Annotated in this window: 17 protein-coding genes; 10 read left to right on the top strand and 7 right to left on the bottom strand. The window is 62.8% G+C overall.

Going from position 1 to position 22,668, the window contains the following annotated elements; all coding sequences use genetic code 11:
- Position 1: 1 nt before the first annotated feature.
- From B5F90_RS10745 to thiL, 3 genes are all read right to left on the bottom strand, one after another.
- Positions 2–1,345: a hypothetical protein gene (locus B5F90_RS10745; RefSeq protein ID WP_143256067.1), complete on the bottom strand. Its 1,344-nt coding sequence runs from the start codon at positions 1,343–1,345 to the stop codon at positions 2–4.
- A gap of 22 nt (positions 1,346–1,367) precedes the next feature.
- Positions 1,368–1,694 carry a hypothetical protein gene (locus B5F90_RS00680; protein ID WP_087359973.1) on the bottom strand — a complete coding sequence of 109 codons (327 nt, stop codon included), beginning with the start codon at positions 1,692–1,694 and terminating at the stop codon, positions 1,368–1,370.
- Positions 1,695–2,700: 1,006 nt separating this feature from the next.
- Entirely contained in the window at positions 2,701–3,861 is a 1,161-nt protein-coding gene (gene thiL, locus B5F90_RS00675) for a thiamine-phosphate kinase (protein ID WP_087359970.1), read from the bottom strand.
- A gap of 94 nt (positions 3,862–3,955) precedes the next feature.
- Here thiL and B5F90_RS00670 point away from each other — a divergent pair, with 94 nt between their 5' ends.
- A complete protein-coding gene (locus tag B5F90_RS00670; RefSeq protein ID WP_087359968.1) occupies positions 3,956–4,531 on the top strand; it encodes an adenylate kinase in 576 nt (191 codons plus the stop codon).
- A gap of 179 nt (positions 4,532–4,710) precedes the next feature.
- Here B5F90_RS00670 and B5F90_RS00665 read toward each other — a convergent pair whose 3' ends face one another.
- The gene (locus tag B5F90_RS00665; protein WP_087359964.1) at positions 4,711–5,325 is read right to left on the bottom strand and encodes a lysine exporter LysO family protein; all 615 of its coding nucleotides are present in this window, start codon (positions 5,323–5,325) and stop codon (positions 4,711–4,713) included.
- Complete coding sequence (locus tag B5F90_RS00660) at positions 5,322–5,600, bottom strand: LysO family transporter (RefSeq protein ID WP_087359961.1); 279 nt, start codon at positions 5,598–5,600, stop codon at positions 5,322–5,324. The genes B5F90_RS00665 and B5F90_RS00660 overlap by 4 nt, the downstream gene beginning before the upstream one ends.
- A 755-nt stretch (positions 5,601–6,355) precedes the next feature.
- Between B5F90_RS00660 and rpsF the strand changes: the two genes are divergently transcribed.
- Genes rpsF through rplI form a run of 3 tightly spaced genes read left to right on the top strand, consistent with a single transcriptional unit; the run spans position 6,356 to position 7,442 of the window.
- Positions 6,356–6,700 (top strand): 30S ribosomal protein S6, encoded by a 345-nt coding sequence (gene rpsF, locus B5F90_RS00655; protein WP_087359958.1) that lies wholly within the window; start codon positions 6,356–6,358, stop codon positions 6,698–6,700.
- A gap of 3 nt (positions 6,701–6,703) precedes the next feature.
- Positions 6,704–6,982, top strand: a complete 279-nt coding sequence (rpsR, locus tag B5F90_RS00650) for a 30S ribosomal protein S18 (protein WP_087359955.1) — start codon at positions 6,704–6,706, stop codon at positions 6,980–6,982.
- Positions 6,983–7,001: 19 nt separating this feature from the next.
- The gene (gene rplI / locus B5F90_RS00645) at positions 7,002–7,442 is read left to right on the top strand and encodes a 50S ribosomal protein L9 (RefSeq protein ID WP_087359952.1); all 441 of its coding nucleotides are present in this window, start codon (positions 7,002–7,004) and stop codon (positions 7,440–7,442) included.
- Positions 7,443–8,186: 744 nt separating this feature from the next.
- Here the strand turns inward: rplI and rpsA are convergent.
- Together rpsA and B5F90_RS00630 are read right to left on the bottom strand one after the other, a co-directional pair.
- Entirely contained in the window at positions 8,187–9,989 is a 1,803-nt protein-coding gene (gene rpsA / locus B5F90_RS00635; protein WP_087359945.1) for a 30S ribosomal protein S1, read from the bottom strand.
- Between the two features lie 328 nt (positions 9,990–10,317).
- On the bottom strand, positions 10,318–11,754 hold the full coding sequence (locus B5F90_RS00630) for a bifunctional UDP-sugar hydrolase/5'-nucleotidase (RefSeq protein WP_087359942.1): 1,437 nt from the start codon (positions 11,752–11,754) through the stop codon (positions 10,318–10,320).
- Between the two features lie 68 nt (positions 11,755–11,822).
- Between B5F90_RS00630 and B5F90_RS00625 the strand changes: the two genes are divergently transcribed.
- The 6 genes from B5F90_RS00625 (at position 11,823) to B5F90_RS00600 (ending at position 22,475) form a co-directional block, all read left to right on the top strand.
- Positions 11,823–13,493, top strand: coding sequence for a nucleoside kinase (locus tag B5F90_RS00625; protein ID WP_087359939.1), 1,671 nt, complete (start codon positions 11,823–11,825; stop codon positions 13,491–13,493).
- Positions 13,494–13,557: 64 nt separating this feature from the next.
- Positions 13,558–15,144 (top strand): sulfatase, encoded by a 1,587-nt coding sequence (locus tag B5F90_RS00620; protein WP_087359936.1) that lies wholly within the window; start codon positions 13,558–13,560, stop codon positions 15,142–15,144.
- 137 nt (positions 15,145–15,281) lie between these two features.
- Entirely contained in the window at positions 15,282–18,107 is a 2,826-nt protein-coding gene (gcvP, locus tag B5F90_RS00615) for an aminomethyl-transferring glycine dehydrogenase (RefSeq protein WP_087359933.1), read from the top strand.
- Between the two features lie 445 nt (positions 18,108–18,552).
- Entirely contained in the window at positions 18,553–19,101 is a 549-nt protein-coding gene (locus tag B5F90_RS00610; protein WP_087359930.1) for a peptidylprolyl isomerase, read from the top strand.
- Positions 19,102–19,167: 66 nt separating this feature from the next.
- Entirely contained in the window at positions 19,168–20,478 is a 1,311-nt protein-coding gene (locus B5F90_RS00605; protein WP_143256066.1) for a WG repeat-containing protein, read from the top strand.
- 263 nt (positions 20,479–20,741) lie between these two features.
- Positions 20,742–22,475 carry a DUF4954 family protein gene (locus B5F90_RS00600; RefSeq protein WP_087359927.1) on the top strand — a complete coding sequence of 578 codons (1,734 nt, stop codon included), beginning with the start codon at positions 20,742–20,744 and terminating at the stop codon, positions 22,473–22,475.
- Positions 22,476–22,668 lie beyond the last annotated feature (193 nt).

Raw genomic sequence — 22,668 nt, 5'->3', positions numbered from 1 at the left:
ATCAATAGATGCTTGTCAGTTTTCCATCGGTGAAGGTGAGAATCGTATATTGGGGAGCCGTTGCCCCGAATGTTTCGGCAAGGCCGATAAACATGGCCAAAGCCACGGCTTCCTCCCCGGAAAGCTTCGACATGGCAGCTGCTACTTGTAGATCTTGTTTATCCTTATTAAATGTCCATGTTTCAATGATGTGTCCCGCGTAATTGTGTTTTCCTATGTCGTATGATTTGATATCGATCACCTCCTGGCACATTTGTTTGGTCATGCCGAGTTCGAGTTTCCCGGTTGCAAGCGCCTTTCCCCATCTGGTTCCATATTTGCGGATGAGAGTTTGCTCCCTTTTTTGGGCCTCGGCTTGCTGTTCCTGACGTTCCCTTAATTGCTCTTTTTTGCGTAATGCCTCTTTCTCTTGAGCTTCACGTTGAGCCATTAACTCTTTTTCTCGTTGTTGGGCCTCAAGAGCCCGTATCTTATCACGGAGTTGAGAAGGAGTTGTCATTGAGGTAAACAAACTGGAATAATCTTGTTGCGCGCTTCTACGAATAGTCCACATTGAATCAATACTCCCGTCATGGTATCTCATGATTCCATTTACGGGTATAATGTGGTCTGCGCGATTCCGAAAGCAATATGCGTCGCCTTCAAATTCATCCTCATTAGACCATTTGTATTGAATCTTGAATGGTTTGGGGGAATTCCAGATATTATAATTGATGCCAAACTTTCCTACTTTCCAGGTACCTCTTTCTCGATAAATCGGTCCCGTGTATATATTCCCATTATTGAATTTAATTATTGCATTCTGAATAGGAAGGACACTTTCCGAACTTATAAATTCCCGGTTGAAATAATATAAAAATTTTATCCAAGAAAGATCCACTTCCCGACTGATTGAACCTCGACGATTTTTAATCGTTTTACTATAGAAGGAATGGTCCCTCAGTAAAGCAGAGACAACGGGTAAGTCAAATCCGATTATTTCAGTGAACTGTAATTTGATAGTCCAGTCATTCGCCGATGATTTTGCTAATACGGTATGATCCTCATTATTATAAATTTCTCCGGTACATTTGAGTGTTACTTCTCTGCATTTTATGGTGCCAGTGAATACAGAATTCAAATAAGTGCCTTCTAGAATTACACGTATGCCGCCATTGTCGGCAATATAGGGAGAATAAAACTTGACAGGTCCGTCAGATAAAATGCCTTTATCGAAATTTCCCTTGCAAATAATAGTTGCAGTAGATGTTCCTGCCTTTATTTTATAAGTGACAGTACGTTCTTTGGCTTGGGTATGCAAGCAAAAACAAAGCATCAATGTAAAAAGCAATAATAATCGTTTCATAATTTGAGATATGATTTTTTGTTTATTTCAACTTTTTCCAAAGAGAAGAGCGAGAAGTTTTCCCGTTCATGTTAGAGGATGTTGCGTCTCCGATTTTTTCGATTTGTAATGCTTGACTGTTTAGTCTGAGGTAATTCCCAATCTGATTCGCTATGGCAAAATGGGGGTCTTGGATGTTTCCTTCGCTTGCAAGAGCGTTCAACATCCGTTCGTAATACGTTCTGAAGTCCTGAGGAAAGCGGCTGGTGATGCGGTGCGAATCGAAGGTCGGTTCGGCGATGTTTTCGTAGATGTACCTGCGCAACTGGTCATTGCCCAGCTCCTTGAGGATACGGTAGGTTTCGGTCATAACGGCAAAGGTTGGTTGTTGCCATTCGACTCCTGCATGGCGGGATTTGTACAAAAAGAAAGTGTGGAGTCGTTAGTTTATCTATGCAGAGGCTCTGGTAAAGCCCGAATGTAAATAAACAGATACAATACCCCACACCTGTATAGTATGGGATGACATCCCCACATACCAATACAGATGATGAGTGTTGCAGCTATCCTTACATTCAGTGAAATTTACCAGATTTCTGCATAAGGATAAAAGCCAAACACTTTCATCAAATATGTCCGTCGCCTGCGCGACACACAAAGATAGGAAATGTTTTTCAAACAACACGCTTCGGAAGGGGTATTGTAGACACTTCATGTCGAGTAATTGATAAATGTCCGGCCCGAAGTCATCCTTTCGGGCCAAAGCGCCGCAAGTGTTCTGTCACACGGAGCAAAGCGGTGTTTTCACCCGTGGGTGCTCCGACGAAACCCGTCGGAGTTGTTCCCAGGATGGGCCACACCACCCCCTCGCAGCCTCCGGACGCATTCTGTGCCCTCCTGCAGGCTGCCTCATCGGGCTCTCTTTCGTCAAGTCTTTCGGTTTCATACTTGTTCCGTTTTATGGATTACAGGGGCAAAGCTATCACGCGAGTGTGCCGAAGGCCCGCACACTGAAGCATCAAATGGATAAAAACTCTGAAAAATTGCTGCAGATTCAGTTCCGGAAAGCCGGTTTGGGCCCAGTCACCCGGACAGAGGAGGGGCAGGGTTGTCGAGCCTTTTCGTTTCTGTGCCTGCCCTTCGTCGCAGCCGTGGGACACAAATGGAACAAAGGGCGGGAACTTTCCACCCTTTGCCGGAGTTGGGGCACGAGCAGGAACACCGGCAAGGCAAGGCACGCACAGCCTCAAATGCTCCGCGTCGGCCAACCGTAGGACTCATATAATAAAAAGGGATGCTGTCACCTGCGGGTGACAGCATCCCTTTCTTACCTTGTGCAACGTCCGGACCGTGACCCGCCCCGGACACCGAGAGCTCTATTTTTTCTTCTGTTCCGGGGCCGAAGCAGCTGTGCTTTCCGCCGCAGAGGCGCCGGCGGTCGTGGCTGCCGAGCCCGTACCGGCCGAAGCGGTCGAAGCACCCGCGGCACCCTTTGCCTCAATCTCCCCGTCGGGGAAGCCCTGGGCGCGCAGGCGGATGTTCGAGCCGTCGGGCGTCACCAGGCAGGCCCCCGACTCCTCGGAGGTGATGTGGCCGATGACGTCGATGCCCCCCATACGCATCACCTGCTCCTGCATGGCCAGCGGCACGGTGAAGAGCAGTTCGTAGTCCTCGCCGCCGTGCAGCGCCGCCACCACCGGGTCGGAGTGCATCTCCTCGGAGAGCTTCGTGGTCTGCTGCGCAATGGGAATCCGCTCCAGATAGAGCCTTACGCCACACTTCGAGGCGCGGCAGAGCTGCAGCATATCGCTCGCGAGGCCGTCCGAGAGGTCAATCATCGACGTGGGGACGATGCCCTCCTCGGCCAGTGCCTCGATGATGTCGGTGCGGGGACGCGGCTTGAGGTACTTCTCGAGCAGGTATTCGTAGCCCCCGAAGCGCGGCTCGGGGTTCTTCACGTCGCTCAGCACGCGCCGCTCGCGTTCGAGGAGCCGGAGCCCCATGTAGGCTGCGCCGAGATTGCCCGTGATGCAGACCAGGTCGTGCAGCCGCGCGCCGTTGCGGCGGACCACCCGCTCACGCTGCGCCGCACCGAGCACCGTGACCGTGATGACGAGCCCCGTCATCGAGGCGCGCGTGTCGCCCCCCACCAGGTCGATGTGCTGCTCGCGGCAGGCGAACGAGATGCCCTCGTAGAGGTCCTGCAGCGCCTCGACGGGGAGCTTCGACGAGACGCCGAGCGACACGGTCAGCTGCCGCGGCAGGGCGTTCATCGCCAGGATGTCGCTCACGCCGGCCGTCACCACCTTGTAGCCCAGATGCTTGAGCGGGAAGTAGGTCAGGTCGAAATCGACCCCTTCGTAGAAGGAGTCGGTCGTGCAGAGCACCACCTCGTCGGCCGACGGCGCGATGACCGCCGCATCGTCGCCCACACCCACGAGCGTCGAAGGATTCGTGGGGGTAAAGTCGCGCGTCAGCAGGTCGATGAGGCCGAACTGACCGAGCGTTGCGATTTCCGTGCGCTGTTTCTTCTCCATGATTATAAATTTTTTTACAAATCTAACGAATCTTTGGCGTATCTACAAAAATTAGCGTATTTTTGTCCAGCTAATCACATAAACGGTTCAATTCATGATAAACATCGTTTTATTCGGCGCGCCGGGCTGCGGCAAGGGCACCCAGGCCCAGCGCCTCAAGGAACACTACGGCATCGAGCATGTCTCGACGGGCGAGGTCATCCGCGGCGAGATTGCCCGCGGCACCGAGCTGGGACGCAGCATGGAGTCCTACATCAAGGCCGGCAAGCTGGCCCCCGACCAGATTGTCATCGACATGATTGCCAACTACGTGGCCGAGCACCGCGACGCCAAGGGGTGCATCTTCGACGGCTTCCCCCGCACGACGGTCCAGGCCGAGGAGTTCGACAAAATCCTCGCCAAGAACGGACTCAAGGTGGACATCATGATTGACATCCGCGTCCCGGAGGAGGAGCTCGTCAAGCGCATCCTGCTGCGCGGCAAGGATTCGGGCCGCGCCGACGACGCCTCGGAGGAGGTCATCCGCGGCCGGCTGGACGTCTACCACAAGCAGACGGCCATCGTCTCGGACTACTACACGGCACAGAACAAGTACGCCTCGGTCGACGGCGTGGGTACGATGGACGAGGTCTTCGACCGCATCGCCGCCATCATCGACAACCTGAAGTAACGGGGGCGTCGCCGGGCCGTTCCCGCCGACACGTCTCCGACAGAAAGGGGAGCATCGCCACCGCGACGCTCCCCTTTTTTCGTGCGCAACGCTTCACGCGGCGGCCCGCAACCGCGGGCGGACCCGCCCTCCGCCGGCCGCTCCTGCGCTATGCCGGTACAGTTACCCGCCCGGCTTCACTACCGGCAGAAGAGGCCGACAAGCAGCGGCACGCTCAGCTCGAGCGCCAGCCCGTGGAGGACGGCCAGCGGGATGAGCTCGCTGCCCGAACTGCGGACAATCATCGGCAGGCAGACATCCATCGAATTGATGCCCGCCACGGAGATGGGCGCCAGTCGTCCGCCCAGGCGGGCGAAGAGCGGAATGCCGAAGAGGGCGACCAGTTCGCGCATGATGTTGGCCAGCAGCGCCACGGTGGCCAGCGCCGCAGCGTCGGCCGCACCTCCCTTTAGATTGGTAATCAGCACCGACGAGAGCGAATAGTATCCGAAGCCGCTCCCCACGGCGAGGCAGTCCATCAGCCGGAGGTCGCGCAGCAGAAAGACCGCCAGCCCCGAGAAGAGCAGCGTCCCGGCAATGGTGAAGAGGGGCAGCAGAAGCATCCGCCAGCGGAACCCGCGCAGCGAGGCGAGCACCTCGCGGTCGCCGCCGAGCGTGATGCCGACCAGAAAGACCAGCCCCGAGAGCAGCACGAGCGGCAGCCCTGGGTGAGCCAGCGCAGCGGGTGCCGTCCCGGTCATTCCGGCGGCAAGTCCCAGCGCAAGACAGGCGAAGATGAGCAGATTCTCCTTCATCGCGCACCTCCTTTCCCGAAGAGAAGCCGCGCCGCCAGCCATGCGGCAACGAGGCTTCCCGCGATGCCAAGGGCCGCAATGACGACGGCCTGACGGCCGAACTGACCGAACTGACTGAGAAGCTCCCCGTGGGAGCCGGTCGAAAAACCGATGACAAAGACCAGCGCCAGCACGACGAAGCGGATGCTCCGCCCGGCGAGGGCCACCACCCGCCGCCCGCGCAGCAGGTAGCCGATGCCGATACCCGACATCAGGAACAGAATAATCGTAAACATGGATTGACTGATTTTCAAGGTTATAAACTGCGTACAGCACGCCGGCGCACGTCCTCCTCAGACACGGACCGGCCGACCTTGGCCGACGGCCCCGCGACGGGGAGGCAGCACCTCGCTGCGGGCGCTTCGCTCCGGAAGGCCCGACCCATCAGCCGCCGCACCCCCGAACGGACCGGCGACAAACCTTGTCAGTCAGATGAAGCCGCTGAACCAGTGGACATGGACCCGGAAGGCACGCGCAATGACGCACCTCCGACCGTAGTAGATATGTCCCTTTCTGCGATACATGGTTCAACGAATGGTTCCGGCCGCAAAGATAGCGCGTGCGGACAAGATTTCCAAATCACCCTCTGCGTCGCCCGGAGAGTGCCGCCCGGCCCGGAGACGTTTGCAGGCACACGGAAGCCGGGCGTGCAACCAAAAGCACCGGACAGAGCATCCCGCGCACCCGAATCGAGGCAAAAGAGGCCCCGACATACCACCCCCTCCGACCGTCCGTAAGCCCCCCTCGCCGCACCGGGCCACTTCCTTCTGTCCGCACCAACCCACCTGCCGCCCCGCACCGGCGCCTCTTCTGCCCGCGCCGGCAACCCGTTTTCCACACACCGGCCGGCATCCGCGCCCTGCACAGCCCCCGAAATATCGGAAAATCAGCGTCCGAACGAAAAAATTTCGGCGCCGCACTTTGCACAGTCTCCGTTTTTTGTTATCTTTGCACCCGCTTTAAGCCTAATTAATTTTTAATTACAAGCATCATGAACAATTACGAAACCGTTTTCATTGTCACGCCGGTACTGTCCGATGCACAGGTACAGGAGGTCGCTGACAAATTCCAGGGCGTCATCACCGAGAACGGCGGTCAGATTGTGAACAAGGAGTCGTGGGGCCTCAAGAAGCTCGCCTACCCTATTCAGAAGAAGACCACCGGTTTCTATTTCCTCATGGAGTTCACCGGTGAGGGTTCGCTCATCAACACGCTCGAGACGCAGTACCGCCGCGACGAGCGCGTGATTCGTTTCTTAACTTTCAAGCAGGACAAGTACGCCGTGGAGTACTCGGCTAAGCGTCGTGCAAAACTTTCTAACAAGCAGGAGGAGTAAACCATGGCACAGGAGAACAAGGCTCAATCGGAAATCCGTTACCTCAACCCGGTGACGGTAGACGTCAAGAAGAAGAAGTACTGCCGTTTCAAGAAGCTCGGCATCAAGTACGTGGACTACAAGGACGGCGAGTTCCTGAAGAAGTTCCTCAACGAGCAGGGCAAGATTCTGCCCCGTCGTCTTACGGGTACTTCGCAGAAGTTCCAGAAGAAGGTGGCCCAGGCCGTCAAGCGCGCCCGTCATCTCGCCATCCTGCCCTTCGTAACCGATTGCATGAAATAATTAAAGAGGAGGAGAGACAATGGAAGTCATTCTGATTAAGGATATGGATAAGCTGGGCTACGCCAACGACATCGTGAACGTGAAGCCCGGTTACGCAAACAACTACCTGATTCCCCAGGGATACGCCAAGGTTGCCACCGCAGCCGCCAAGAAGGTGCTCGCCGAGAATCTGAAGCAGCGCGCCCACAAGGACGCCAAGATTCTGGCCGACGCCCAGGCTCTGGCCGAGACCATCGCCAACCTGCCGCTCACGCTCAACGTGAAGGCCGAGGAGGGCAAGCTCTTCGGTACGGTGACCGCAGCCGACCTGGCCGAGGCACTCGCAGCCAAAGGCATCGAGGTGGACCGCAAGCTGATTGTCGTCGAGCCCATCAAGACCGTGGGCGAGTACGAGGCAACGGCCAAGCTGCACCGCGAGGTAAAGGCTACCATCAAGTTCTCGGTAGTCGCTGCCGAATAAGGCATCGTCTCAACACGACAAAGGCCTTCCGCTCAGCGGAGGGCCTTTTTGTTTGGGTGCGCCCCAGGTGGCGGCCCCACGACGTTACTCGGCGGTCCGCTGAGGAGCAAAGCTCCACAACAGACCTTCCCTCCGGCAAGTTGTCCAGACGGCAAGCCGGTCCAGACGGCAAGCCGGTCCAGACGGCAAGCCTCCGTTTCTACCCGCATTCTGTCAGACAAGCCCAGCCTTCCGGTCCCGGGCCACTCCAAACCTTCCCTGCCCAACCGCGCCAACCTTCTGCAGACCGCTATTGCGCTGCGGCCGCACCCAAGGCTCAGCCCAGCCTCACACACCCAAAAGCCTCCACCCGGCCGCGCCACGCTGACGCCGCACTCAGCCGCACTCCTCCGCCCTCGACACCACCCCAATGCCGCCCCGGCACCGCCCCGTCCCGTCATCCTGCCCGAATCGGCTGGCCCCACCACGCTCGCCCCTCTTCCGGCACTCCATTCTCTCCTCCTCCGACTTCGCCGCGCGGGATTGGCTGCCCCGCACCCTCGCGTTCACGCTCTCGCCCAACACGCCCCCCTCACCCTTAATCACAACTCACACGCTCACCTGCACACACGACTCACCGCTCCGCAACAAACCGCCTCTGCCCTGTTCCGCGCCGTCGCCGTCGCCACCGGGACCGGACCGGACACAAAAAAACGCCCGCACCACTCAAGGTGCGGGCGTCGGTATTACCGAATAACCGAAGAATTACTTCTCGTTCTTCTCGGCATTCTCCATGGCGGCCTTCAGAGCGGCCAGACCGGCGATGTCGCCGAGGGTCGTCTTCTCGACCGAAGCGTTAATCTTCTTCACCGTCGACTTCGTAGCGTCGGCAGCAGCGCGCTTCTCGGCCTTCTCGGCAGCGATTTCAGCCTTCTTGGCGTCCGAGTAGGTACGCACGTGCGAAAGCGTGATACGCTTGGTAGCCTTCGAGAACTCGAGAATCTTGAATGCCAGCTTGTCGCCGACCTTCGGCATCGAGCCGTCCTCCTTGGTGAGCTGACGGTTCGGGCAGAAGCCCTCGACGCTGTCACTCAGTGCTACGACGGCACCCTTCTCGGTCATCTCGGTGATGGTACCCTCGTGGATGCTGTCGATGGGGAACTGCTTCTCGAACTCGGTCCAGGGGTTCTCCTCGAGCTGCTTGTGACCGAGCGACAGACGGCGGTTCTCCTTGTCGATTTCAAGCACAACCACGTCGATGTCGGCACCTACCTGCGTGAACTCACCGGGGTGCTTGATTTTCTTGGTCCAGCTCAGGTCCGAAATGTGAATCAGACCGTCGATGCCCTCCTCAATCTCGACGAATACGCCGAAGTTGGTGAAGTTGCGCACCTTGGCCGTGCACTTCGTACCGACGGGATACTTGGTCTCGATGTTCTCCCACGGGTCGGGGGTCAGCTGCTTGATGCCCAGCGACATCTTGCGCTCCTCGCGGTCGAGCGTCAGGATGACGGCCTCAACCTCGTCGCCCACCTTCAGGAAGTCCTGAGCCGAACGCAGGTGCTGGCTCCACGACATCTCCGAAACGTGAATCAGACCCTCCACACCGGGAGCAATCTCGACGAATGCGCCGTAGTCGGCCATCACAACCACCTTGCCCTTCACGTGGTCACCCACCTTGAGGTTGGGGTCGAGTGCCTCCCACGGATGCGGGGTAAGCTGCTTCAGACCCAGAGCGATGCGCTTCTTGGCATCGTCGAAGTCCAGGATAACGACCTTGATTTTCTGGTCGAGCGAAACAATCTCCTCGGGGTGGTTTACGCGGCCCCACGACAGGTCGGTGATGTGAATCAGACCGTCCACACCGCCCAGGTCGACGAATACGCCGTAGGAGGTGATGTTCTTGACCGTACCCTCGAGAATCTGACCCTTCTCGAGCTTCGACATGATAATCTGCTTCTGAGCCTCGAGCTCGGCCTCGATGAGGGCCTTGTGCGAAACGACCACGTTGCGGAACTCCTGGTTGATTTTCACAACCTTGAACTCCATGGTCTTGTCGACATATACGTCGTAGTCGCGAATCGGCTTCACGTCAATCTGCGAGCCGGGCAGGAAGGCCTCGATGCCGAACACGTCGACAATCATACCGCCCTTCGTACGGCACTTGATGTAACCCTTGATGACCTCGTCCTTCTCGAGGGCCTCGTTGACGCGGTCCCACGACTTGAGCTGACGGGCCTTCTTGTGCGAGAGCAGCAGCTGGCCGTTCTTGTCCTCGGCCGACTCGACGTAGACCTCTACCTTGTCGCCTACCTTCAGGTCGGGGTTGTAGCGGAACTCCGAAACGGGAATCACACCCTCGCTCTTGTAGCCGATGTTGACGAGAACCTCACGCTTGTTGATGGCGGTAACCGTACCCTCGACAACCTCGCCGACAGCTACGTTCGACAGCGTCTTGTCGTAGGCCTCGGTGATTTGCTCCTTGGGCTGGTCATAGACACCCAGGTCGTTCTCATAGGCGTTCCAATCGAAATTCTCGTTGGCAACGGCAGTTTTGTTTTCTTCCATTGTGGAAAGTTTTGCGATACAATCGCTCGTTAAATGGTTAATAATTAAGTTCATACCCGGAACCATGCGCGCATGTTGCGCGTATGCGGGACTGCAAAGCTACATCTTTTTCGCTGAAAATCAAATTTTTCAGCCGATTTTCGGCCGATTTGCCGCCAAGACCCGCTCCGGGAAAAAGGCCGGGCCTCCCTCCCGCTGCCGGGAAGAAGGCCCGCAAGGCACAAGATGAGGACGCCCCGTCGTCAGTGCGACCCTGCTCCGGATCAGTGCGACGCCGCTCCAAGGTCAGTGCGACACCACTCCGAAGTCATGTGACGCCGCTCCGAGGTCAGCGCGACCCTGCTCCGAGGCGGACGACACGCTGCCGCGCCTCGTTGTCGGGGTGCAGCGGGGAGTCCTCGCGCAGCTCTTCGAGCAGGACGCCGGCCACCTCGTCGTCAAGGATGCGGCCATCCGCATACTCCAGCGCGCGGTAGTTGCGGAAGATGTAGTCGTTCATCGCCACACGGTAGAGACGCCCCTCGAGCAACTTCGGGAAGCGCACGTCGAGGGCCCGGTCCTCCGCATCGACAACCAGTTCGTAGGGGGTCGTCGCTATGAGGTCGATGCGGTGCGCCTCCTTCAGGTTCACCGTATCGTTGTACTTCTCGACAATCATCCGCCGCATCTGCGCGGGGGTCATCCGCATGGCGGCCACATGCGTGCCGAAGGGCTCGAGGCCATAGACCGTGGCGGAGCTCACGGCACCCTTTTCGACGCGGTCGAGCCGCACGCCGCCCACGTGGTAGAAGCCCACCTCGGCATCGGCGCAGTCGGCCACCGCTTCGGCCATCCAGTTGGCAAGCCCCTGCTTGTCGGCCGCCTCGGCCAGACTCCCCACCGGGGCGTTCAGCTCGGGCGAGGCGTAGATTTCCGCCACCAGAGCCTCATATTCGGGCGCAGGCTCGTAGTCGGAGAGCGGCACCACGCGCGTCTCGACGCCCACCAGGCGATGCCCCTTCAGGCGGAGCACCGTCACCCCGACGTTGCGCAGCTCCTTGCCCGTCTGCAGCAGGGGCGTCCCCCCGACGAGGGTGTCGACCACCACGTGGGTGTGGCCGCTCAGCAGCAGGTCGTAGTCGCTGTTCGAAGAGAGGAACTCGCGGTCGCGGTCGTCACCCATGTGCGACAGCAGCACCAGCACGTCGACCTTGTCGCGCAGCTCGCGGGCGCAGCGCGCCGCCGCCTGCTGCGGGTCGGGGAATTCGAGGCCGGCGTAGCTCGAGTCGTTGCCCGCCGGATGGCCCGGACCCTCGTAGTTGGTCACCACGCCGACGAAGCCGATGCGCACGCCTCCGCGCTCGAGGATGGTCCAGGGGGCCATCTGCGGGAAGGTCGCCGTGTCGCTCACCACGTTGGCGCAGACCACCGCGAAGCGCATGCTGTCGAGCATGCGCCCCAGAAAGGCCTGTCCGTAGTCGAACTCATGGTTGCCGAGCGTCGCCACGTCGAACCCCAGACGGTTCATCAGCGAGAGCATCGGCATGCCGGGCGTGGGGGCCTTGTCGACAAAGGCGTTGCCCGTCCAGCGGTCGCCGGCATCGGCCAGCACCACGTCGCTCACCGTGTCGCGGCAGCGCTCGACGGCCGCGGCCAGACGGGCGAAGCGCTCGATTTTGGCGTGCATGTCGTTGGTCGACAGAATGACCACAACCCGTTCACGCGGTGCACAGGCCACCGTCACAAGGGCCGCCAGCACCGTTACAAAGCGGAAAAGCATTCTCATATTCTCGGTATTCGTTTGCCAAAATTACAAATAATTTCTACCTTTACACATTGAGACATCGAAAAAACATGACCGACACCGTTCAAGTCATCTACGAAACATCCGGCGAGCGAATCCGGATTCCGATGGGCACCTCGCTGCTCGAACTCGCGCGCAAGGTGACCCCGGGCGACCACCCCTTCCTCGCCGCCTACGTCAACAACCGCATCCGCGAACTCAACTACCGCATCTTCTCCCCCGTATCGCTGCGCTTCGTCGACATCACCTCGTTTGCGGGGCTGCGCGTCTACCAGCGCACCTCGTGGTTCCTGCTGCAGCTGGCCGCGGGCGAGCTCTTTCCCGGCAAGCGGCTCCACATCCGCCACTCGATGGGACAGAGCGGCTTCTACTGCGAGATTGAGGGCATCGAGCGCTTCTCCCCGGACGCTGCCGCACGGCTCAAGGAGCGCATGCGGCAGCTGGCAGCGGCCGACATGCCGATTCGGCGCGAGAAGCTGCCCACCGACGAGGTGCGCGCCCGCTACACCGAGCTGGGCTTCGACGACAAGGTGGCGCTGCTGGATACGCGTCCGCGCCTCTACAGCGACCTCTATACGCTGGGCGACACGGCCGGCTACTTCTACGGCTCGCTGGCCCCCTCGACCGGCTACATCACCCTCTTCGACATCACCCCCTACTACAACGGCTTCTACCTCTCGCTGCCGCTGCGCACGGCGCCCGACCGGCTCCAGAGGGAGGTGCACCAGGAGAAGATGTTCGACATCTTCCGCGAATACCAGTCGTGGGTCCGCATCATGGGCGTCCCCACGGTGGGCGACGTCAACTCGAAGGTGCTCGCCGGCGACGCCGGAGGCATGATCAAGCTGGCCGAAGCCTTCCACGAACGCAAGTTCGCCCAGACGGCCGACGCCATTCTGGAGGCCAACCGCACGCGCGGCACCCGCATGGTGCTCATCTCGGGCCCCTCGAGCAGCGGCAAGACCACCTCGGCCAAACGCCTCGGCCTCCAGCTGGGCGTGCTGGGACTCAAGCCCGTGCTCATCTCGCTCGACGACTACTTCGTCGACCGCGAGCATACGCCCCGCGACGAAAACGGCGAGTACGACTACGAGGCGCTCGAGGCCATCGACCTGGAGCTCTTCAACGACCACCTGCGCCGCCTGATGCGGGGCGAGAGCGTCGACATCCCCCGCTACGACTTCATCACCGGGCGCCGCACATGGCACAACGCGCCGCTGACGCTCGACGAGCGCTCCATCCTCGTCATCGAGGGCATCCACGGCCTCAACCCGCGGCTGACCCCCGCCATCCCCGACGAGCAGAAGTTCCGCATCTACATCTCGTGCTTCACCTCGGTGGCGATGGACAACCTCTCGCGCATCGCCACCACCGACAACCGGCTGCTGCGCCGCCTCACGCGCGACTACCAGCAGCGGGGCTCCGACGCGCTGGCCACCCTCTCGCGCTGGGCTTCGGTGCGGCGGGGCGAAGAGCGGCACATCTTCCCCTATCAGGAGAATGCCGACGTGATGTTCAACTCGTCGCTCTTCTACGAGATTTCGGTGCTGCGCCCCTTCGCCGAGAAGATTCTGCGCGAGGTGCCCGACACGGTTCCCGAATTCGACGAGGCGCGCCGCATGCTCAAGTTCCTCGACAACTTCATCCCCATTGCGCCCGACGAGGTGCCGCCCACCTCGATTCTGCGCGAATTCATCGGCGGCAGCAGCTTCAAGTACTGACCCCCGCCCGAGTACCGGAGAGCAACGACCCGCAACATTCAGAACCCACCACCCCCGCACCCGCATGGAAAAAAGCCTTCTTCTGGCCGCGGCCGCCCTGCCGCTCGCAGCCCACGGAGCCGCCGGAGCTACCGGAGCGGCATCCCGCACCGAGGACGCGCCGACGCGCCGTCCCAACATCATCCTCTTCATGGTCGACGACATGGGGTGGCAGGACACGTCGGTCCCCTTCTGGAGCGAACGGACCCCCTACAACCGCCTCTTCGAGACCCCCGCGATGGAGCGGCTCGCCTCGATGGGAACGCTCTTCACGCAGGCCTACGCCTCGAGCATCAGCTCCCCGTCGCGCTGCAGCCTGCTCACGGGGTGCAACGCCGCACGCCACTGCGTCACGAACTGGACGCTCGAGCGCGACAAGTCGACCGACCACGAGAGCCCCACGCTGCAGCTGCCCGAGTGGAACGTCAACGGCATCCTCCAGTCGGGCGAGGTCGACCGCACCTTCCGCGCCACCTCCTTCGTCGAGCTGCTGCGCCGCAGCGGCTACCACACGATTCACTGCGGCAAGGCTCACTTCGGAGCCATCGACACCCCGGGCGAAGACCCGCACCACTTCGGCTTCGAGGTCAACATCGCCGGCCACGCCGCCGGAGGTCCGGCCAGCTATCTGGGCGAGCAGAACTACGGCAACCGCACCGACGGCGCCCCGCAGTCGCTCTTCGCAACGCCGGGGCTCGAAAAATACTGGGGCACGGAGACCTTTCTTTCGGAGGCGCTCACGCGCGAAGCGCTCCACGCGCTCGACAAGGCCCGCCGCTACGGCCAGCCCTTCTTCCTCTACATGGCGCACTACGCCGTCCACGTCCCCGTCGACCGCGACGCCCGCTTCTTCGCCAAATACAAGGAGCGGGGGCTGAGCGACCGCGAGGCGGCCTACGCGGCGCTGGTCGAGGGAATGGACAAGAGCCTGGGCGACCTGCTCGACTGGCTCGAACGCAACGACGAGCTGCAGAACACCATCATCCTCTTCATGAGCGACAACGGCGGTCTGGCGGCCGAGGGGACGCGCGACGGCGCGCTCCACACGCAGAACGCCCCGCTCAACAGCGGCAAGGGGTCGGCCTACGAAGGGGGCATCCGCGAACCGATGCTCGTCTACTGGCCGGGCGTCACGCGCGGCGGCGAGCGGTGCGACGACTACCTGCTCATCGAGGACTTCTACCCCACCATCCTCGAGATGGCGGGCATCCGCCGCTACCGGACCGTGCAGCCGATTGACGGACGCTCGTTCGTCCCACTGCTTACGGGGCGCGGCCCGAACCCCGCACGCGGGCGCTCGCTCTACTGGAACTGCCCCAACGTCTGGGGCCCCACGGGCCCGGGCATCGGCCCCACCTGCACCATCCGCCGCGGCGACTGGAAGCTGGTCTACTACTACGAGGACGGCCGCCGCGAGCTCTTCAACATCCGCCGCGACATCGGCGAGCGGGAGGAGCTCTCCGCCTCCGAGCCGCGCCGGGTCCGCGAGCTGTCACGCCGTCTGGGACGCTTCCTGCGCCGGGTCGGCGCCCAGCGCCCCTCGTTCAAGGCGACGGGCGAGCCCTGCCCCTGGCCCGACGAGATTGATACGAAGGCCCCCGGGGGCCGATGAGCCGCACCGCCGGAGGCACCGGCACAGCACCGGGCAGAGGCACAGCACAAGACAAGGCAACACAATACAAAACACGATACGGAACGCAAAGACAACCAACGCATAACCCGCAAAAAACTCAATAACCAACGAATCCTATGTTCGACAAATTCTCCGACCGCCACATCGGCGTCACCCGCGAAAACGAACTGAAGGCGATGCTCGACACCATCGGCGTCGGCTCCGTCGAGGAGCTCATCGCGCAGGTCATTCCCCAATCCATCCGGCTCAAGAAGCCGCTCGCTCTGCCCGCCCAGGGGATGAGCGAATACGAATTCTCGGCCCACATCCGCGCGCTGGCCGACCGCAACCGCACGCTGCGCTCGTTCATCGGCATGGGCTACTACCCCTGCGCCGTGCCGGCCGCCGTGTCGCGCAACGTCTTCGAGAACCCCGCCTGGTACACCTCCTACACCCCCTATCAGGCCGAGATTTCGCAGGGCCGCCTCGAGGCGCTGCTCAACTTCCAGACTGCCGTCATCTCGCTCACGGGGATGGAAATCGGCAACTGCTCGCTGCTCGACGAGGGAACGGCCGCAGCCGAGGCGATGCTGATGATGTTCGCGCTTCGCTCGCGCGAGGCAGTGCGCGAAGGACGCAACCAGCTCTTCGTCGACCGCAACATCTTCCCCCAGACGCTCGACGTGCTGCTCACGCGCAGCGAGCCCTTCGGCATCGAGCTTATCATCGACGAGTACGACGAGTATGAATTCACGGGCAAGGAGTTCGGCGCCATCGTGCAGTACCCGGCCGCCAACGGCCACCTGCGCGACTACTCGGACTTCACCGCCGCGGCCCACGCCAAGGGGGCGCTCGTGACGGCCGTGGCCGACCTGCTGGCCCTGGCGCTGGTGAAGGCCCCGGGCGAGTGGGGCGCCGACATCGCCGTGGGTACGGCGCAGCGTCTCGGCACGCCGATGGGCTTCGGCGGTCCGGCCGCCGGCTACATGGCCACGCGCGAAGCCTTCAAGCGCCACATGCCGGGCCGCATCATCGGCGTTTCGGTCGACCGCCTGGGCAACCGCGCGCTGCGCATGGCGCTCCAGATGCGCGAGCAGCACATCAAGCGCGAAAAGGCCACCTCGAACATCTGCACCGCCACGGCCCTCATGGCCTCGATGACGGGCTTCTACTGCGTCTACAACGGTCCCGAGGGGCTGCGCCGCGCCGCCCTGACGGCCCACCTTGCGGCCGTGACCGTCGCCCGCGGGCTCGAGGCGCTGGGCTACACGCTCGCCGCACACGACTTCTTCGACACGCTCGAGGTCGAGGCCGAGGCGGCCGTCGTCCAGTCGCTGGCGCTCGAGCAGGGCATCAACTTCTACTACCCCTCGGAGGAGCGCGTGCGCATGTCGTTCGACGAGGTGACCACCCCCGAGGAGGTCGACCTCGTGCTGCACATCTTCGCCCAGGCGAAGGGCCGCAAGGCCAAGGCGACGAAATACGCCACCGAGGAGAGCATCCCGGCCGCCCTGCGCCGCCAGTCGAACTACCTGACCGAGCCGGTCTTCCACGCCTGCCGCTCGGAGAACGAGCTGATGCGCTACATCAAGCGGCTCGAGCTGCGCGACATCTCGCTGGCCAACTCGATGATTTCGCTCGGTTCGTGCACCATGAAGCTCAACGCCGCGGCGCTCATGCAGCCGCTCTCGCTGGCCGGCTTCCAGAACATGCACCCCTTCGCCCCGGCCGACCAGGCCGAGGGCTACATGGAGCTCATCGCCGAGCTCGAGCGCGACCTGGCCACCATCACCGGCTTTGCCGCCTGCTCGCTGCAGCCCAACTCGGGCGCCGCGGGCGAGTACACCGGTCTGATGGTCATCCGCGCCTACCACCAGAGCCGCGGCCAGGGCTACCGCAACGTGGTGCTCATTCCCGCCTCGGCCCACGGCACGAACCCCGCCTCGGCAGCGATGGCCGGCATGAAAATCGTGACGGTCGCCTGCGACGAGCGGGGCAACATCGACGTCGAGGACCTCGAGGCCAAAGCCCGCGAGCACAGCTCGGAGCTCTGCGGCCTGATGGTGACCTACCCCTCGACGCACGGCGTCTTCGAGAGCCGCATCCGCGAGATTGTCGACGCGGTGCACGACGCCGGCGGCCAGGTCTACATGGACGGCGCCAACATGAACGCCCAGGTAGGTCTGACCAACCCGGGCTACATCGGCGCCGACGTCTGCCACCTGAACCTCCACAAAACCTTCGCCATGCCTCACGGCGGCGGCGGTCCGGGCGTGGGCCCCATCTGCGTGGCCGAACATCTGCGTCCGTTCCTCCCCTCGCATCCGATTGTCGGCACGGGCGGCGACGAAGGCATCACGGCGGTGGCTTCGGCCCCGTGGGGCTCGGCCATGCTGCTCCCCATCACCTACGGCTACATCAAGATGCTGGGTGAGGAGGGTCTGCGCCACGCCACCGAGATGGCCATCGTCAATGCCAACTACATGTCGGCGGCCCTCGCTCCGGAGTTCCGCACCTACTACTCGGGCGAGACGGGCCGCGTGGGCCACGAGATGATTCTCGACCTGACGCACTTCAAGCATGACTACAACATCGACTGCGGCGACATCGCCCACCGTCTGATGGATTACGGCTTCCACGCCCCGACGCTCTCGTTCCCCGTCCACGAGACGCTCATGGTCGAGCCCACCGAGTCGGAGCCCAAGGCCGAGATGGACCGCTTCATCGAGGCGCTCGTCCAAATCAAGCGCGAGTGCGAGGCGGCGGTCGGCAAGGCGGACAACGTGGTGGTGAATGCGCCCCATACGGCCGTCGAGCTGGCTGGCGAGTGGACCCACCCCTACACGCGCATGGAGGCGGCCTTCCCGCTGGAGTGGATTCGCCAGGCGAAGTTCTTCCCCTACGTCTCGAAAATCGACAACGGCTACGGCGACCGCAACCTCTGCTGCCGCAACCTCGATTAACCGGGAGTGACAGGCTCCGATGCTTCGGGGGCGGCGGCCGCAGGCTGCCGCCCCTGCCTTTTGTCCCGGAAGGAGGCCGAAGGCGGGTGTCCCGAAGAGGAGGCCGGAAGAGGAAAAGGCGACCCGGAGGGAGAGAAGGCCGAAAAAGAAAGAGGCGACCGGAAGAGGAAGGCCGGGAGAAAGGAGAAAAGGCCGAAAGAAGAATCCGGGAGAAGGGTGTCGGAGCGCCGTCTGCGCCCCGTTCCGAGGGGCGGGATGCATTATTTTGCGCAAGAATTTGGCAACTCGCGCCGAAGTGCGTACCTTTGACGACTTGCCGGTGCGAACCGCACCCCGCCGGAGCGTCCGCTCCAACCGCCCGCGCGACGGCGAGCGGTCCCCGCAGCAGGACGGAAGCCGGACCGGCACGAAACGGAGCCAATAACTCAAAACAAAGCATATTCAGATGAAAGTAGCACAGAACAAAATGGTCGGCGTGAACTACAAGCTCACCGTCGACGGCAAGATTGCGGACCAGTCGCGTCCGGGCCAGCCCCTCGAGTTCATCTTCGGCACGGGCATGCTGCTCCCCAAGTTCGAGGAGGCGATTCTCGGCAAGGAGGTAGGCGACAAGGTATCCTTCACGCTCGAGCCCAAGGACGGCTACGGCGAGCTGATTGCCGAGGCCATCGTCGACCTGCCGAAGAGCATCTTCATGGTTGACGGCAAGCTGGCCGAGGATATCCTCTTCGAGGGCTCGCAGGTGCCGATGAGCGACGCTCAGGGCAACCGCATGATGGGCACGGTCAAGGAGGTCGGCGACGAGCACGTCAAGATGGACTTCAACCACCCGATGGCCGGCAAGACGCTCAACTTCGAGGTTGAGGTGGTATCGGTGCGCGACGTGACGCCCGAGGATTTGAAGGGCGGCTGCTCGTGCGGCTGCGGCGAACACGACCACGACTGCGGCTGCGACGACCACGGTTGCGGCGACGGCTGCGGCCACTGCCACTAATCGCACGAAAGAAGAAGCAGGGCCGGAACATCCGGCCCTCTTTTTTTATAACACCATACTGCACGCGTGTACACTCTTCGCCAATACCTCACGACGCTCGAGGAGCCCTCGGGGCTCTGCCGCACGCTGGAGCCCTTCGAACTCTGCCGCGACCAGCAGGGAAGGCCGCTCTATGCCGTGGGCAACAGCGCGGCGGTCTTCCGCATCCGCCGCGAAGGGCGCCTTCAGGCGCTGCGCTGCTACATGCGGCCGGCCGAGCATCTGGCGGAAATCTACGGCAGCAGGCTCCTGACACGCGAGCTCTTCCTCTACACCTCGCCCGACGAGGGGGTCTGGTGCGACGTGGTGGTCGACGACTGGGTCGAGGGGCGCACGCTCCGCGAGGAGATTGACCTTGCGCTGCAGGCTGCGGACCGGGAGCGGCTCGGTGCGCTGGCCAACCGCTTCGACCGTCTGGCCGCCCGCCTGGTGGCCGACGACTGGGCCCACGGCGACCTGAAGCCCGAGAACATCGTGGTCCGCCCCTCGGGCGAACTGCAGCTCATCGACTTCGACGCGATGTTCCTCCCCGCCTTTGCCGGGCGGCGGAGCCCCGAGCTGGGCACCACGGCCTACCAGCACCCGGCCCGCGAGGCCGGCGACTTGGACGCCTCGCTCGACGACTACCCCGCGGCGCTGATTTCGACGGCACTCCATGCCCTGGCGCTCGACCCCTCGCTTGCGGCACGCCACGCCTCGGACGGGCTGCTCTTCACCCCGTCGCGGATGGACCGCGACGGAGTGCTGGAGGAGGTGCTCACCCTCTTCGAGCAGCGGGGCATGGCCGTCGCCTACCGGATTGCACGATTGTTGTGCTCACCCACGCTGCAGCTCTTCGGCCTGGAGCACCTGCTGCGCCTTGCCGTCGCCCGCGCCGACAGGAAGGGGTGCCCCGATGGTGCCGAAACCGGAGGTGCAGCAACCGAAGGAGCGGCCGGAGCCGGGGAAATGGCCGGAAGCGCTCCCGGCGAAGTTCCATCCCCAGCCGCGGAGACCGCCCGGACCGACACCGGGGCGGAGCGAGCCGAGGAAATGGCCGGAGAAGAGACCGAACCCGGCGAGGAGCCCGAGCTCTTTGTCGAGAACGGGCTGTGGGGCTACCGCTGCAACGGGCGGGAGGTCATTCCGCCCCTCTACGACTGCGGCTTCGACTTCAGCGAGGGGCTGGCGGCCGTACGGCTGGGGCACACGTGGCACTACATCGACCGCAGCGGACGCACGCGGCTCAGCCTGCCGGGATGCGAGGCGGTGAAGCCCTTCCGCAGTGGAAGGGCCCGCATCTTCCGCGACGGCACGTGCCGCACCATCGACCCCGAGGGGCACGAGTGCGGGGAGTGACCCGCCCCGTGCGCGGGCCCGCGACAACGGCCCGACCGTGGCTGCGCAACGCCGCCCCGGACCGCAGGAGGGAGCCGAGGCGACGATTCCGACGGCTGCAGCCTCCGCCGGAGCAACGGCCCGCCGGAAGAGCCCTCCCGGCCGCCGCACGCAGAGGCCCCCCGCCCCCGAAAACCCCTCCGGCAGGAGGTCCGGCAAAAAACTCATGCGGGCGCGCTTTTTGCCCCGCCTTTTCGTATCTTTGCATCAAACGAATGGAGCCTATGTCCCAATTCCGCAATCTGACCGACGACGAGGTGCACCGCCTCGAGGCTACCGGCTGCAGCGCCTCCTCGTGGAGCGACGTATGGGTGGCCGCAGACTTCTGCACGGAGCAGCTGGCCGCATGCCGCCTCGAGGGGCGTGTCCGCATCGCCTCCGGTGCTCGCATCTACCGCTCGCGGGTCCGCAACTACGACATCGGCGAGCGCTCGCTCGTGGCCGACGTCACGGCGCTCGAGTGCCGCCACGCCTCCCCGTTCGGCAACGGAGTGCCGGTGGCGACGATGAACGAGGGGGGCGGCCGCACGGTGAAAATCTTCACCGCGCTCTCGGCCCAGACGGCCTATCTGGCGGCCCTCTACCGCCACCGCCCGCAGCTTGTCGCCGCGCTGGAGCGCATGGCCGCGGAGGAGGCCGGGCGCGTACGCTCGGAGTTCGGACGCATCGGCTCCGACTGCCGCATCACGGCCTGCCGCCTGCTGCGCGAGGTGCTGACGGGCGACCGCGTGGAGCTCGACGGCGTCTCGCTGCTCGAGAACGGCACGCTCTGCGACGGGGCCCGCGCCGGCATCGACGTCAAGGCGCGCGACTTCATCGCCGCCGAGCAGGCGCAGCTCGACAACGGCGTCATCGTCGAACGCTGCTTCATCGGCGAGTGCTGCCGGCTCGACAAGGGATACTCGGCCACCGACGCCCTCTTCTTCGCCTGCTCGCACTGCGAGAACGGCGAGGCGGCCTCCATCTTCGCCGGCCCCTTCACCGTCTCGCACCACCGCTCTTCGCTGCTCATCGCCGGAATGTTCTCCTTCTTCAACGCCGGCAGCGGCACCAACCAGAGCAACCACCTCTTCAAGAGCGGCGCCGTACATCAGGCCGTCCACCTGCGGGGCTGCAAGTTCGCCAGCGACGCCTACGTCATGTCGCCGGCGCTCGAAGGGGCCTTCACCATGGTGATGGGCCACCACACCCACCACCACGACACCTCGGACTTCCCCTTCTCGTACCTCATCGAGAAGGAGGGGCGCTCGGTGCTGATGCCCGGGGCCAACCTGGCCAGCTACGGCACGGTGCGTGACATCGAGAAGTGGCCCACGCGCGACCACCGCACGCGGCGGCGCGACGTGGTCAACTTCGAGGCCTTCAACCCCTACCTCACCCAGGCGATGCTCCACGCCGTCGACACGCTCCACACGCTCTCGGACGAGGAGCCCGACGCCCCCTTCTACAACTACCGCAAGACGGTCATCCGCCAGACGGCGCTGCGCCGCGGCATCGCGCTCTACAACAAGGCGATTGCCGCCTCACTGGGGGCGATGCTCGAACGGGGCGAGGCGCCGCTCGAGGCATCACTCGGGGAGCCTGCCCACTGGCTCGACGTGGCGGGAGCCTACATCACCCGCAGCGAGGTCGAGGCGCTGTGCGACGCCATCGAACGGGGCGAGCTGACCTCCCCCGACCTAATTGACGAACGCTTCCGCAGCTTCGCCCGCCGCTACGATGACCATGCCCGCCGCTGGGCGCTCTCCATCTATGCCCGGCTGCTGGGCCACCTCCCCTCGCAGGAGGAGGTCGACGAGGCGGTCCGGGGAGGCGCCCACGCCCGCAGGGCGCTGCGCGAGATGACCGATGCCGACCGCGCCCGCGACTGCTCGCCCGACAAGGCGGTCGGCTACGGACTCGACGGCGGCGAGGAGGAGCGGCTGCTCGACTACCGCGCCGTGCGGGGGCTCGACTGAGCCGCACCCGAGTCTCCGCCCGGCAACCCGCACCCGAGGCGCCGGCCGTAAAACCGCACCGGGCCCTCCGCCCGACGCCCCGCCAGAGGCCGGGGCCGCCCCAGGGAATACGCCCGGAAAGAACCGCCCCGGAAAGAACCGCCCCGGAAAGGCCCGCCCGACAGCGCCCGACAAACCCGAACCGAGAAAACCC

Source organism: Alistipes sp. An31A (assembly GCF_002159425.1).
In the GTDB taxonomy this organism is placed as follows: Bacteria; Bacteroidota; Bacteroidia; order Bacteroidales; family Rikenellaceae; genus Alistipes; species Alistipes excrementigallinarum.
The sequence above is the reverse complement of the archived record's forward strand: the minus strand, read 5'-3'. Positions and strand labels throughout refer to the sequence as shown.